Consider the following 13,184-nt stretch of genomic DNA (forward strand, 5'->3'; position numbering starts at 1 on the left):
AATTAACTTTATTCTTTGTTAAAATTTGTTAAAAGTAAAATTTAGCTAATTTGTTCGCTTGTTAAACCGAACCTTCTTTCTCTTTGTTGATAATTAAAAATGGCTTCAAATAGGTCTTCTCGCCTAAAATCTGGCCAAAGCTTGTTGGTAAAATATAATTCGGCGTAAGCCAATTGCCAAAGCAAATAATTACTAATTCTATGTTCTCCGCTGGTTCTTATCATTAATTCTGGATCAGGTAATTGATGCGTAGAAAGATAAGATGAAAACAAAGCTTCTGTTATATCCTCTTCTTTTATATTACCTGCTACAACATCAGCAGCAATTTTTTTTGATGCTTGTGTAATTTCCCATCTAGAACTGTAAGATAACGCTAGGGTTAAGGTTAAACGTGTATTACCAGCAGTTTTTTCCATAGCTTCTTTTAGTTCTTTATAACATCTTGATGGTAAAGCTTCTAAGTTTCCTATGGCATTCAATCTTACATTATTTTCCATTAAGGTTTTAGTTTCTTTATTAATGGTACTTACCAAAAGCTCCATTAAAGCGGTAACTTCTAATTTTGGTCTGTTCCAGTTCTCAGTAGAAAAAGCATAAAGGGTTAGATTTTTTATACCCAACTCTGCTGCACCTTCTACGGTATCTCTAACGGCTAAAACACCATTTTTATGCCCAAATACTCTTAATTTCCCTTGCTCTTTTGCCCATCTACCGTTTCCATCCATAATGATGGCAACATGGTCTGGTAATTTAGAAACGTTAATTTGATTTCTGAAACTCATCTATTTGTGTAAGATATTTTAACTAAAACAACGGACAATTTTGACGCACAAAGGTATAAGATAAGGTAATACCCGCAAATAGGAAAGTATCGTTTTTTCTAAAATCGCCTCTTTGTATACCTTTTACATCCGGGGTGGCAGGGTTACCTAACTTGTTTTGCCCTAGTGAACGGTCTGCAAGTGCGGCCCTATCGGTACCATAAGGTATATTTGGGTATCTCTGGCTCACATCATCTAAATAGTCTGTATTGGCTTTTCTAAAGCCAAACTCTGCTGCTAGATTAAGTTTCTCATTAATTCTATACTTTACACCAGCTCCTAAAGGAATAGCTGTTGCAATTGTTTTATATGCTATATCTCCAGGCTGTCCTTCTGTATTGAATAATTTTAATTCAACTTCTCTTCCATTTAAATTGGTTTTAGGATTAAAAGCAAATGCAGATACTCCAGTAAATATAAAAGGTGTAATTCTTGATTGACCAAAGTTAAAGCCGTAATCAAAGAAGTTAAATTCTACCAATAGACTTCCTTCGGTAATGTTTGAAAAAAAATTTAAATTTCTTTCCCGATCTTGTTCAAAGTTTGACTGAGCATCATTTGCACTGATTCTTCCACTCAGGATTGAAAACTTTAAAGACCAGTAACCATCAAAATTTCTTTTTACCGAGCCACCTAAACCCAAGTTATTAAATTTATAAAATTTATGTTGATTTAAGTCTCCTTGATAGGCCATACCCCCGGCACTTATTCCTAGCTCCCAAGTTTGAGAGAAAAGCTTAAAAGTACTTATTCCGTAAAGAAAAAATGTAAGCCAAAAGGATTTAATCATTTAAAGATTTAGTAGTTTCTGGTGTCTATTCCCCAAAGTAATTTGTTTCTTAACGTTGATAAATAAGTTTCATTGTTTAACCTTACAAGGTTGATATCAAAATCAGCTCTTTTAACACTTATCCTGATAGATGAATCTACTATTTCTGTCCTAGAGTCGCAGGTTATCAAATACTTAGAGCTTCTACCTTCAATTTCAAAAGTTAAGGTATGAGCATCTGATAAAACCACAGGTCTTACGTTAAGATTATGCGGAGATATAGGTGTTATTACCATATTTCCAGATCGAGGAAACACAATTGGGCCGCCACAACTTAAAGAATAAGCTGTAGAACCGGTTGGTGTAGCTACAATTAAACCATCGGCCCAGTATGAGTTTAAAAATTCGCCATCTTGATAACAATGAATAAGCATCATGGCAGAATTATCCCTTTTATGAATGGTTAAATCGTTAAGTGCAAAATTAAGGTCTTGAAACAGATTTTGGTTTGATTCTACTTTGAGTAAGCGTCTTACATCTAACGTAAATTTATGATGAATAAGACCTTCTATAGCTGTCTTAATTCCTTCTTTACTTACACTTGCCAAAAAGCCCAGTCTGCCAAAGTTTATCCCTACCATCGGAATTCCAGAATCCCTAACAAAAGTTACAGTATCTAACATGGTTCCATCACCACCAAGGCTTATCATAACATCTACCTTGTTTTTGATGTCTGTATGGGTTTTAAATGTACCAAATTGTTTGGGTAAGAATAATTTATCTTTTACGAATTCAAAAAAATCTTGATAAACAAAAACATCAACCTCATGCTGTACCAAACAATCAAAAACCTGCTGTACATAGGGTAAAACCGAGTTATTAAATTGTCTACCGTAAATTCCAATGGTCATTACTTTATATTTTTATATCAGTGGATGAGGATTAATTTCTTATCAGCTTATATCAATCAAAACTTAAATAATTCATCAAAGAATCAAAACGATCTTTAGCGTCATTATCTCGCTGCAAATGATTAAAAGTAGCTTTTATGGTATAATCATATCTTAAAAAAGATGCAATTATTGGGCTTATATCCGTTTTATTAACTTTTATGGTAATTTCTAATTTTGTAGAATTGGCAACGGTATCTATATAAGAGCTTAAGATTTGTGCATTATTAGATTCTACAATTTGTGCAATATGCGATAAAGAATTGTTGCGGTTACTGATTTCTAAGATGATAATTCCACCAGGATCTGCTACAGAAGTAATTTTCGCAAAATAAGTTGTTAAAGTATTGATAGAGATTAATCCTAAATAATTCATGCTACTATCTAAAACAGGCACAGCAGTTAATTTTTGCTCATAAAACAGCCTGATAACTTCGTAAATATGTTGATCTTCATAAACAAAAGGATTTATTAAAGATAAGTTTAAGTTTCCTACGGTTGTATCATAATCAGGGATTTCTATAATGTCTTCATCAGAAATTAAACCTAAAAATTGAGTTTCATTTACAATGGGCAAGTGATTTAGCCTAAACTCTGCCATGCGATCTTCAACTTTCTGAATGCTATCAGAAGTTTTTATGGGTGGTATCGCATCTGATATGAGCTGCGCTGCAATCATTGATTTTCTATCTTTTCTAAAACTTTATTTAAAATCTGATTAAATTCTGCTGGCTGTTCCATCATTGGGGCATGGCCGCATTGATCTATCCAGTATAACTCAGAATTTGGCAATAAATTGTGAAACTCTTCTGCTACTTCTGGTGGGGTAATTCTGTCATTTTTACCCCAAATTAAAGCAACTGGAAGTTTTATTTTGTGCAAATCTTTAGACATGTTGTGCCTGATTGCTGATTTAGCCATAGCTAAAATCCTGATAACTTTATTTCTATCGTTTACGGTTTCAAAAACTTCATCAACCAATGCTTTGGTTGCTGTAGCTGGATTGTAAAAAGTAAATTCAACTTTTTCTTTTATAAAATCGTAATTTTCTCTTTTAGGAAACGAGCCACCAAAAGAGTTTTCATATAAACCAGAACTTCCTGTTAAAACCAATGCTTTAACAAATTCTGGATGTGAGGTAACAAAAACTAAACCAACATGCCCCCCTAAAGAATTCCCTAAAACAATCATGTTTTGAAATTTCTTATACTTCACAAATTTGTGCACAAACTTAGCCAAACTTTTTACCCCGGTGGTAAGTAATGGTAAATCATAAATGGGTAACATAGGGATAACTACTCGGTATCTGCCTTTAAACTCTAAGATAACTTCTTCCCAGTTACTTAAAGCCCCCATTAAACCATGGAGCAACAATAAAACCTCTCCTTCTCCTTCCTCTATATATTTGAAACCGTTTTCTTCTTTAATTGTGAACTCCATAAAAAAATATATCTCGATAATTTATATCAGCTGCTAAAATAGTAGTCTGTTTTTAATTTGGGTACAAAACCTTATTAAATGTTTATAAAATTAATATTTTAAGCGGTTCACTAAAGAACTATTTTATTAAAATTTAAGATAAAAGATTTTTGATACACGCTGATATCGCTTTTCCATCTGCTTTACCAAAAAGTTCTTTACTGGCAATCCCCATTATTTTCCCCATTTCTTTTACAGAAGTTATATTTAATTTCTCTATCAATTGCTTTATATAAGCATTTAATTCTTCTGTGGACAATTGTTTTGGTAAATAATGCTCAATCACTTCAATCTCCTCTGCCTCAATTTGATATAAATCTTCTCTGTTTTGACTTTTATAAATATCGGCCGATTCTTTTCTTTGCTTTACTAGCTTCTGTAAAACTTTAACTTCTGCTTCTTCTGTTATTTCAGATGAAGCTCCTTTCTCTGTTTTGGCTAATAAAAGAGCTGATTTTATAGCTCTTAAAGCTCTTAACTGAGCTTCATTTTTAGCTAACATAGCAGCTTTAATATCTTGATTAATGGTATTTTCTAAAGACATAATAATGAGGATTAAAACCTTCTTTGTTGAAATTAAAAACTAAATTAATTATTTTTTAGATGATGACTAGTACTTGCTTGTGAAGTTGGCATAATCACTAAATCATTAATATTAACATGTGCTGGCCTTGTAGCTATAAAAACTATGGTTTCTGCAATATCTTTAGCTAGCAAGGGTTCATAACCTTCATAAACTTTAGCTGCTTTTTCTTCGTCGCCATGAAATCTTACTACAGAAAACTCTGTTTCCACAGCACCCGGATGTATTGCACTCACTTTTATACCATGAGGTAATAAATCAATTCGCATAGCTTTGTTAAGCGCATCAACAGCGTGTTTGGTAGCACAGTAGACATTTCCATTGGCATAAACTTCTTTTCCGGCAATTGAACCCAAGTTTATGATATGACCCGATTTTCTGTTTACCATCCAAGAAGAAACTATTTTTGAAACATACAACAGTCCTTTAATATTGGTATCTATCATAGTGTCCCAATCTGTTAAACTCCCTTTATGTATAGGGTCTAAACCTTGGCTTAAACCTGCATTATTAATTAAAATATCAATATTTCGCCATTCGTTTGGTAAATCATGTAAATGTTGAGTAACGGCTTTGCAGTCTCTAACATCAAAATTTAGAGCTATAACTTGTATTCCAAAATTTTGTTCGAGACTTTGTGTTAGATTTTCTAATTTATCTTTTCTTCTTCCTGTAATGATGATTTTATAATTAAGTGCTGCAAAAGCTTTTGCACAAGCCTCACCAATACCTGATGTAGCACCTGTTATCAACACAATTTTAGACATAGCTTATTTTTTGCGAAAATATGATTTAAAATATGGCTCTTACTCGAAATATAAACTAAAAATAAAGTTTCTTAAAAAAAGTTTGTCTAAAGGGGTAGAATATGGATCTTCTCCTCTGCGTAAAACACTATTTATAGAATTAGAAATTTTTATTTCAGGTGATAGCTTAAAAAACTCAAAATACAAATCGAAACCTAAACCGGCTTCGTAGGAAAGTATACCTTGTTGGTTTTTAAGAAGTTTATTGAAATAGGTATTATCAGCATCATCGGCATTTTTTTTTGCACCAATATCATACCCGTATTTTAACCCACCTATAAGATAAGCTCTAAAGTTGCCTTTTCTATCAGATTTTAATTTTATTAATAAGGGGAAATCTATCATCGTAGAAGATACTGCTCTTCTGGTAAACCCTTCTGGTGATTCTACAGTTTCTTGCTCATACTTGTTTCCACTCTCAAATTCGTAATCTATAACCCTATCGGCAAAAATTAAGGTAGGTGTAAATCTTAAATCCAGATGTTTGGTTACATATAAATTAGCCAATAAACCAATACCAAAGCCAGGATTTAAACTAGAACTAACACTGTTTAAACGTTCTGTAATTGGCGGTGTACTTGCAATATCTGCTGGTTCTGTAATATTATCACGCCAATTTAAACCTTTTTGTATTTTATATTCTGATTGAATATATTGAAAAGTAAAGCCAAAATGTAAGGTTTCATCATCTACCCCACCACCCCAATTACCTTGTGCTTGCGCACCAATTGCAAAAAAAATGGTTAATAATAGAACTGATAAACTTTTTATCATTTAACGCCTGTGTAAATAGAACAAATGCCAAACGCTAAAGGACGACATTTGGTATCTTTGTAGCCAACTTTTTTCATCAAATCTGTAAATCTGCTTCCATCAGGAAAAGCTTCTACAGATTCTGGTAAATAGCTATAAGCACTAGCATCTTTAGAGAAAATCTTACCGATTGTTGGGGTGATATAATGAAAATAAAAATTATATAATTGTTTTATAGGGAATGCCTTGGGCTTAGAAAACTCTAAGATAACGGCTTTACCACCTGGTTTTAAAACCCTTAGCATATCGGCAACACCTTTTTCCAGATTTTCAAAATTTCTAACTCCGTAAGCAACTGTTACAGCATCAAAAGTATGGTCATCAAATAAAAGTTTTTCAGAATCTCCAAGTCTTACCTCAAAAACTTCGCTTTTATTTCTTTTGATAATTTTCTCATCCGCAATGTTAAGCATCCCTTGAGAAATATCTACACCAATAATTTTTTTAGGTTTTAAAATATCTAAAGCCTCAAAAGCAAAATCTCCGGTACCTGTTGCTACATCTAAAATATACTGTGGCTGATCTTTTAAAAGCTCTTTTATTGCTTTTTTTCTCCAGATAATATCTATCCCTAAAGACAAGAAATGATTTAAAAAATCATAAGTCTTAGATATATTATTAAACATGGTGGCTACTTGCTCTTTTTTTGTAGCCTGCTGATTTTTATATGGGGTTACGTTTTCTGCCATTATTGTGCACAAAGATAAAATATATTTTACGAGCTAAGATTTTTTTAAACGATGATTTATAAGTTGCCTTACCATACTCGGTAATTTAAACCTCAAACTCAAGTGTTTTGTTCAGTAAAATCATAACTTATTAAATTTATACAGCAAAGCACTAATAAATAAACAGGATATATTGAACTAAAAAACTAAACCTTACCTTTACAGGATGATTATAAAATCGGCAGAATTTACTGTTAGTAATACCAAAATAAGCAAGCTACCACCACCAATATTGCCAGAATATGCTTTTATTGGTCGTTCTAACGTGGGTAAATCATCGCTCATTAACATGTTATTAAATGCAAAAGGCTTAGCTAAAACATCGCAAAAGCCTGGCAAAACTCAATTAATAAATCATTTTTTGGTTAACAAAAATTGGTATGTGGTTGATTTACCCGGCTATGGTTACGCCAAAAGTTCTAAAAGCAACAGAAAAGAGTGGGCTAAATTTATCAGAAACTATCTAGAAAAAAGAGAAAGCTTACAATGTGTTTTTGTTTTGATAGATAGTAGGCTTGAACCTCAGAAAATTGATATAGAATTTTGCTGCTGGTTAGGAGAAAGAAGCATACCTTTTATATTGCTTTTTACAAAAGCTGATAAACAATCTAACGTAAAATCACAGCAAAATATGGCGGCATTTAAAAAAGCGCTGCTTGCCTTTTTTGAGGAAATACCACAAATGATTTTAACATCATCAGAAAAACAATTAGGAAAAGAAGATGTATTAAACTTTATCCAAGAGGTTAATCAGAATTTTATTGCTCCACAATTTGATTTTGAAGAAGAAGAACAGGAATAAAGCATGAAGAAATATTTATCATTAGTAACTTTTTCACATACCATTTTTGCAATGCCCTTTGCCTTTATTGGCTTTTTTCTGGCTGTAAACACTACCAATCATTCTTTTTCTTGGTTTAAGTTGTTTTTAATGGTGCTTTGTATGGTACTTGCCAGAAATGCTGCCATGGCGTTTAACAGATATTTAGATAGAGATATTGATGCTAAAAACCCAAGAACTAAAGTGCGTGACATACCCGCCGGGAGAATATCAGCTACCCATGCACTTATTTTTACCATTGCTAACTGCTTACTTTTTATTGCCACAACATGGTTTATCAACATGCTTTGTTTTTGGCTTTCGCCGATAGCTTTGCTGGTTATTTTAGGCTACAGTGCTACCAAGAGATTTACCGCTTTATGCCATTTGGTATTAGGTTTAGGCTTATCATTAGCACCAATTGGCGCTTATTTGGTTGTAACCGGAGAATTTGCCCTTTTACCAATCATGTTTTCTTTAGCAGTTTTATGCTGGGTAAGTGGTTTTGATATTATTTATGCTTTACAAGATGAAGAGTTTGACCGGGGTGAAAAATTACACTCTATTCCCTCTTACTTTGGCAGAAGTAAAGCTTTATGGATAAGTAATATTTTACACATTTTGTCTGCTTTATTTGTTATAGCACCCATTTTTATTGCTGCTGATAATTTTTCTTGGCCATACTATTTGGGCTTAATCATCTTCATCAGCATGCTTGTTTATCAACATCAACTAGTTAAACCAAATGATTTAAGCCGCGTAAATTTTGCCTTTATGACTACCAATGGCATTGCATCTGTTGCTTTTGCAATTTGCTTTTTATTTGATATTTACTACCGTTCGTTATGATTATAGAAAAGAAAAAAAGAACCTATCTTCCTGAAAATCTAGAAATTAAATGGGATAATTTAGAACCCCTATTTCAGGAATTATTACATAGAGAAATTAATTCTCCAGAAGAATTAGAAACATGGCTAAAAAATAGAAGCGAGCTTGAAGCTGCTTTAGAAGAAGATTTCGCTTGGCGCTACATCAAAATGACTTGCGATACCGCAAATGAAGATTTAGTTAAAAGCTTTCAATATTTTGCTACCGAGATTGAGCCTCAAATAGCGCCATTAAGCAATCAGTTAAATGAAAAATTAGTAGCTTCTCCATTTCTAAATCAATTAAATCAAGATAAATACTTTATTTACTTAAGAGGAGTAAAAAAAGCTTTAGCCCTTTTTAGAGAAGAAAACATCCCTTTACAAACCGAGCTTCAGGTAGAACAGCAAAAATATCAAGCTATTACCGGTAGCATGTCTGTAACTTTAAACGGACAAGAATACACTTTAGAACAAGCTTCAAATTTCTTAAAAGATTTAAACAGAGCTACCAGAAAAGAAGCTTGGGAAAGTATAACCCACCGTCGTTTAGAAGATAAAGATAAACTAGACGAACTTTTTAACAAACTAAAAGCTTTACGTCATCAAGTAGCTTTAAATGCTGGTTTTGATAATTTTAGAGATTACATGTTTGAATCTTTAGGCAGATTTGATTACAATGCACAAGATTGCTTTGATTTTCATGAGGCTATAGCAAAAGAGATTGTGCCTATTTTAGCAGAGCAAGCAGAAGAAAGAAAAATAGCACTTCAATTATCTAGCTTAAAACCTTGGGATACGGAGGTTGATACATCGGGTAAACCCGCTTTAAAACCTTTTGAAAATGGTCAAGAATTGATTGATAAATCTATCCAGTGTTTTAACAAATTAAACCCTGTATTAGGCGAAAAACTAGCAATCATGAAAGCCAATGTTTTTTTTGATGTGGAGAGTAGGAAAGGTAAGGCCCCTGGTGGATATAATTATCCTTTAGCAGAAACTGGTGCTCCTTTCATTTTTATGAACTCGGCAGGTTCTTTTAGAGATTTAACTACCATGGTACACGAGGGTGGACATGCCATCCATACTTTTGTTACTGCGGATTTAGAATTAAATGATTTTAAACACTGCCCTTCTGAAGTAGCAGAACTAGCTTCTATGTCTATGGAATTAATTTCTATGGATCATTGGGATGAGTTTTTTGTAGACCCAGAAGAATTAAAAAGGGCAAAAAAATATCAGCTTAAAGATGTTTTAAAAACGCTTCCTTGGGTGGCCGTAGTTGATGCTTTCCAGCATTGGATTTACACCAACCCAGAACATACCACGCAAGAACGCACCCAAGCATGGAAAGAAATATTCACCAGATTTGGAGCCAACTTTGTTGATTGGACCGAAAACGAAGAAGCATTAGAAAATCTGTGGCAAAAACAACTACATATATTTGAAGTTCCTTTTTATTACATAGAATATGCCATTGCCCAGCTAGGTGCCATAGCTGTTTGGAAAAATTATAAAGAAAACCCAGAAAAAGGTTTAAATAATTATTTAGAAGCTTTGAAATTGGGATATACCAAATCTATAAAAGAGATTTATAAAACAGCAGGAATTGAGTTTAACTTTAGTGCAGATTATGTAAAAGAATTAGCTTCTTTCATAAAAGACGAACTTAAAAAGCTAGATTAAAATAAAAGCCGATTTTGTATCGGCTTTTATTTTTAAAACTATCTATGCTATTGCTGCCAACAACTGTGCAGAAGCATTTTTGGTATCTACTTTTGCAATAATGGTTTGGATGATACCATTTTCATCGATAACAAAAGTTTTTCTATCTGTCCCCATATATTTCTTACCATACATACTTTTTTCAACCCAAACACCGTATTTTTCTACAATATCCTTTTCGGTATCTGCTAGTAAAGTAAAAGGGAGCTCAAACTTATCTACAAATTTTTTATGAGATTTTTCATCATCTGTACTTACGCCTAAGACTTCAAACCCTTTGGCTTTTAAACTTTGATAGTTGTCTCTAAAATCACAAGCTTCCGCAGTGCAACCTGGTGTATTGTCTTTTGGATAAAAATATAAAACAACTTTTTTTCCAATAAAATCACTTAAAGAAACCGAGTTTCCGTATTGGTCTGTTGATGTAAATGCTGGAGCTTTATCTCCTTCTTTTAATTCCATTTTAATTTGTTTTTTAGCTTATCTAAAGAAATTTAATTGAATTGTTTTTGTGTTTTTCTTCATGTCACTAACAACTAAGGTAAAAGTATGTTTGCCAAAGCCCGTTCTTTCATCAAAGTTATGCCAAAGTAAACCTCTTTTATAATCATATTCCATCAAAATCCATTTTCCATTGATATAGCCTTTAAACTCCTTTATTCCAGATAGGTTATCCCCTATTTTAAAAGAAATAGCTTTTTGTAAAGATAAATTAGCATGATCAACTATATTGATAGGCGTTACATTTGGAGCTATGCTATCAACCTTTAAATAATATTTACCGAAAGATTTTGGATAAGCTCTAATGTATCCATTTGTTAATTCGCCACCTTGATAAATACCGTTTTCATTTACGATAACCAATTTATCTTTCATCTTATTTAATGATGAATCTACTTTTAACAAGAGTTCAAAGGCTTGGTGTAAAGGAGTTAATTTGTTATGGATAATGTGTATTGGCGACAAACTGTTACTAGTTTTAGCAGATTTTGAATATGTGAAATCAACATCATCATAAAAAGTTCCTTTTAAAAATTTAATTGCTATATCTTCTTTTATAAAGGTATTTTCTTGCTCGTGGTTAAATAGTGTCCCCCTAGCTTTATAAGGAGAAGGTAAGTTTGTATCAATACTTTTGATTTTAAAGTTTAAAACAGCTTCGTTCCCATTAGCATCTTTTACTAAATATTTAACATCGTGGATATTATTATCCTGCAAGTAAATAATACCATTATTGACAAGAGTTTTATGAAAACTGTTTTTACCGCCTTTACTTATAAAGCCTTTTTCTATGACTCTGCCAGATGATATTTTACTAGGATAATCTATATAAGCGTTTACAGCTCTAGTTTGGTCAAAATAAAACTGATCTGCCTGTGTTTCATAAATTTTCTCGTTATCTAACCAAATTGTTGTACTGTAAATACCGTTTCTATTTCCAGAACCATTCATCAAGTCATGTGTTACTAAACCAAAACCAATTTTACCAGAGACATTAACTACACTTACCTTATTTAAAGTGTATTTTCCGTTTGTACCAATAGTTTGGAAATATTGTTTGGGAGTAAACTCATTAAACGGAGCATGATTGATTTTATAAATGTAAAATCCGTTTATTTGGGGTTTAACATCATCCTGTATCTTAATGCCTAAAGCCAATGGATTAATGGTTTGTTCGGTTTTGGTGTTTCTAATTTCAAAATGTAAGTGTGGCCCAGCAGAACCACCAGTATTTCCAGACCAAGCAATAATATCTCCCTTTTTAACAGGTATTTCTATTGGGGTTAACGGAAAATCTGCTTCAAAGCTTTCTCTTAGATATTGATAGTTTTTAATTGCTAAACTTATCTTACTGTTAAACCTTTGTAAATGAGCATAAACACTGGTTAATCCGTTTGGATGATTGATGTAAACTGCATTTCCAAAACCTCCAATTTGCACTCTTAGTCTAGAAATATATCCATCAGCTACGGCATAAACCGGGTAACCTTCTCTCTGATTGGTTTTAATATCAATTCCAGAATGAAAATGGTTTGTTCTTATTTCTCCAAAAGTTCCTGATAAAAAAAGTTTAAGATCTAAAGGGTTTAAAAAATAATTGGGTGGTATTTCTGGAAGTTTATCTTGTTGAGAAAAAGAAGAAATAGGAAATAAACAAAAAACAAATAGTGCTGCTCTAAAAAATCTCATAGAAAGTGATATTATTTAACCTCGAAGTTTAAAAGCTCTTTATTTTCAATATAGCCTTTCAACCTATCCCCCATATTAATTTTACCTACGCCTGCGGGGGTTCCGGTAAAAATCAAATCGCCTTTTTTTAAAGTAAAATACTGTGAAACAAAACAGATGATTTCATCAAAGCTGAACATCATGTGGCCGGTATTGCCTTGCTGCTTTAATTGGTCATTAACTTTTAAGGAAAAATCCAAATTATTTAAATCTTCAAACGCATTGATAGGTAAAAACTCGCTTATTGGAGCAGAGTTATCAAAACCTTTAGCTAATACCCAAGGTAAGCCTTTGGATTTTAACTCTGATTGTAAATCACGGGCTGTAAAATCTATACCTAACCCAATTTCTTCATAGTACTTATGGGCAAATTTTTTAGCAATGTGTTTCCCTTCTTTAGATATTTTTAAGACCAGTTCAACCTCGTAATGAATATCTTTTGAGAAATCTGGATGATAAAATGGCTTATTACTTTTTAATAAAGCTGTATCTGGCATCATAAAAATAACAGGTTGCTCTGGCACTGCATTATTTAACTCTTTTGCATGTTCTGCGTAATTACGTCCTATAGCTATAATTTTCATTTATAATCCAA

Annotated in this window: 15 protein-coding genes; 3 read left to right on the top strand and 12 right to left on the bottom strand. The window is 32.6% G+C overall.

Annotation, left to right across the window (positions count from 1 at the left end):
• Positions 1-41 precede the first annotated feature (41 nt).
• From H510_RS0108550 to ubiE, 9 genes are all read right to left on the bottom strand, one after another.
• Positions 42-782, bottom strand: a complete 741-nt coding sequence (locus H510_RS0108550) for an undecaprenyl pyrophosphate synthase (protein WP_026903945.1) — start codon at positions 780-782, stop codon at positions 42-44.
• Positions 783-804: 22 nt separating this feature from the next.
• Positions 805-1,611, bottom strand: a complete 807-nt coding sequence (porG, locus tag H510_RS0108555; RefSeq protein ID WP_026903946.1) for a type IX secretion system protein PorG — start codon at positions 1,609-1,611, stop codon at positions 805-807.
• An 8-nt stretch (positions 1,612-1,619) separates the two neighbouring features.
• Positions 1,620-2,501, bottom strand: coding sequence for an NAD kinase (locus H510_RS0108560; RefSeq protein WP_026903947.1), 882 nt, complete (start codon positions 2,499-2,501; stop codon positions 1,620-1,622).
• A 52-nt stretch (positions 2,502-2,553) separates the two neighbouring features.
• Complete coding sequence (locus H510_RS0108565; protein WP_026903948.1) at positions 2,554-3,219, bottom strand: CBS domain-containing protein; 666 nt, start codon at positions 3,217-3,219, stop codon at positions 2,554-2,556.
• Positions 3,216-3,980, bottom strand: a complete 765-nt coding sequence (locus H510_RS0108570; RefSeq protein WP_026903949.1) for an alpha/beta fold hydrolase — start codon at positions 3,978-3,980, stop codon at positions 3,216-3,218. Before H510_RS0108570 ends, H510_RS0108565 begins: the two co-directional genes overlap by 4 nt.
• A 133-nt stretch (positions 3,981-4,113) precedes the next feature.
• A complete protein-coding gene (locus H510_RS0108575; protein WP_026903950.1) occupies positions 4,114-4,563 on the bottom strand; it encodes a GatB/YqeY domain-containing protein in 450 nt (149 codons plus the stop codon).
• A 44-nt stretch (positions 4,564-4,607) separates the two neighbouring features.
• Positions 4,608-5,369 carry an SDR family oxidoreductase gene (locus H510_RS0108580; RefSeq protein WP_026903951.1) on the bottom strand — a complete coding sequence of 254 codons (762 nt, stop codon included), beginning with the start codon at positions 5,367-5,369 and terminating at the stop codon, positions 4,608-4,610.
• A gap of 39 nt (positions 5,370-5,408) precedes the next feature.
• A complete protein-coding gene (gene porT / locus H510_RS0108585) occupies positions 5,409-6,182 on the bottom strand; it encodes a type IX secretion/gliding motility protein PorT/SprT (protein WP_026903952.1) in 774 nt (257 codons plus the stop codon).
• Positions 6,179-6,910: a bifunctional demethylmenaquinone methyltransferase/2-methoxy-6-polyprenyl-1,4-benzoquinol methylase UbiE gene (gene ubiE, locus H510_RS0108590; RefSeq protein WP_026903953.1), complete on the bottom strand. Its 732-nt coding sequence runs from the start codon at positions 6,908-6,910 to the stop codon at positions 6,179-6,181. Before ubiE ends, porT begins: the two co-directional genes overlap by 4 nt.
• Before the next feature lie 205 nt (positions 6,911-7,115).
• Here ubiE and yihA point away from each other — a divergent pair, with 205 nt between their 5' ends.
• Genes yihA through H510_RS0108605 form a run of 3 tightly spaced genes read left to right on the top strand, consistent with a single transcriptional unit; the run spans position 7,116 to position 10,321 of the window.
• Positions 7,116-7,751, top strand: coding sequence for a ribosome biogenesis GTP-binding protein YihA/YsxC (yihA, locus tag H510_RS0108595; RefSeq protein ID WP_026903954.1), 636 nt, complete (start codon positions 7,116-7,118; stop codon positions 7,749-7,751).
• A 3-nt stretch (positions 7,752-7,754) separates the two neighbouring features.
• Entirely contained in the window at positions 7,755-8,618 is an 864-nt protein-coding gene (locus tag H510_RS0108600) for a UbiA-like polyprenyltransferase (protein WP_026903955.1), read from the top strand.
• Entirely contained in the window at positions 8,615-10,321 is a 1,707-nt protein-coding gene (locus tag H510_RS0108605; RefSeq protein ID WP_026903956.1) for a M3 family oligoendopeptidase, read from the top strand. The genes H510_RS0108600 and H510_RS0108605 overlap by 4 nt, the downstream gene beginning before the upstream one ends.
• A 42-nt stretch (positions 10,322-10,363) precedes the next feature.
• Here the strand turns inward: H510_RS0108605 and bcp are convergent, their stop codons facing one another.
• From bcp to H510_RS0108620, 3 genes are read right to left on the bottom strand one after another with little or no spacing between them, the layout of a single operon-like run.
• Complete coding sequence (gene bcp, locus H510_RS0108610; protein ID WP_026903957.1) at positions 10,364-10,822, bottom strand: thioredoxin-dependent thiol peroxidase; 459 nt, start codon at positions 10,820-10,822, stop codon at positions 10,364-10,366.
• Positions 10,823-10,840: 18 nt separating this feature from the next.
• Positions 10,841-12,550 carry a M23 family metallopeptidase gene (locus tag H510_RS0108615; RefSeq protein WP_026903958.1) on the bottom strand — a complete coding sequence of 570 codons (1,710 nt, stop codon included), beginning with the start codon at positions 12,548-12,550 and terminating at the stop codon, positions 10,841-10,843.
• An 11-nt stretch (positions 12,551-12,561) separates the two neighbouring features.
• The gene (locus tag H510_RS0108620) at positions 12,562-13,173 is read right to left on the bottom strand and encodes a fumarylacetoacetate hydrolase family protein (RefSeq protein WP_026903959.1); all 612 of its coding nucleotides are present in this window, start codon (positions 13,171-13,173) and stop codon (positions 12,562-12,564) included.
• Between the last annotated feature and the right edge of the window lie 11 nt (positions 13,174-13,184).

The sequence above is a fragment of the Pedobacter glucosidilyticus DSM 23534 genome, from assembly GCF_000425145.1.
GTDB lineage: Bacteria > Bacteroidota > Bacteroidia > Sphingobacteriales > Sphingobacteriaceae > Pseudopedobacter > Pseudopedobacter glucosidilyticus.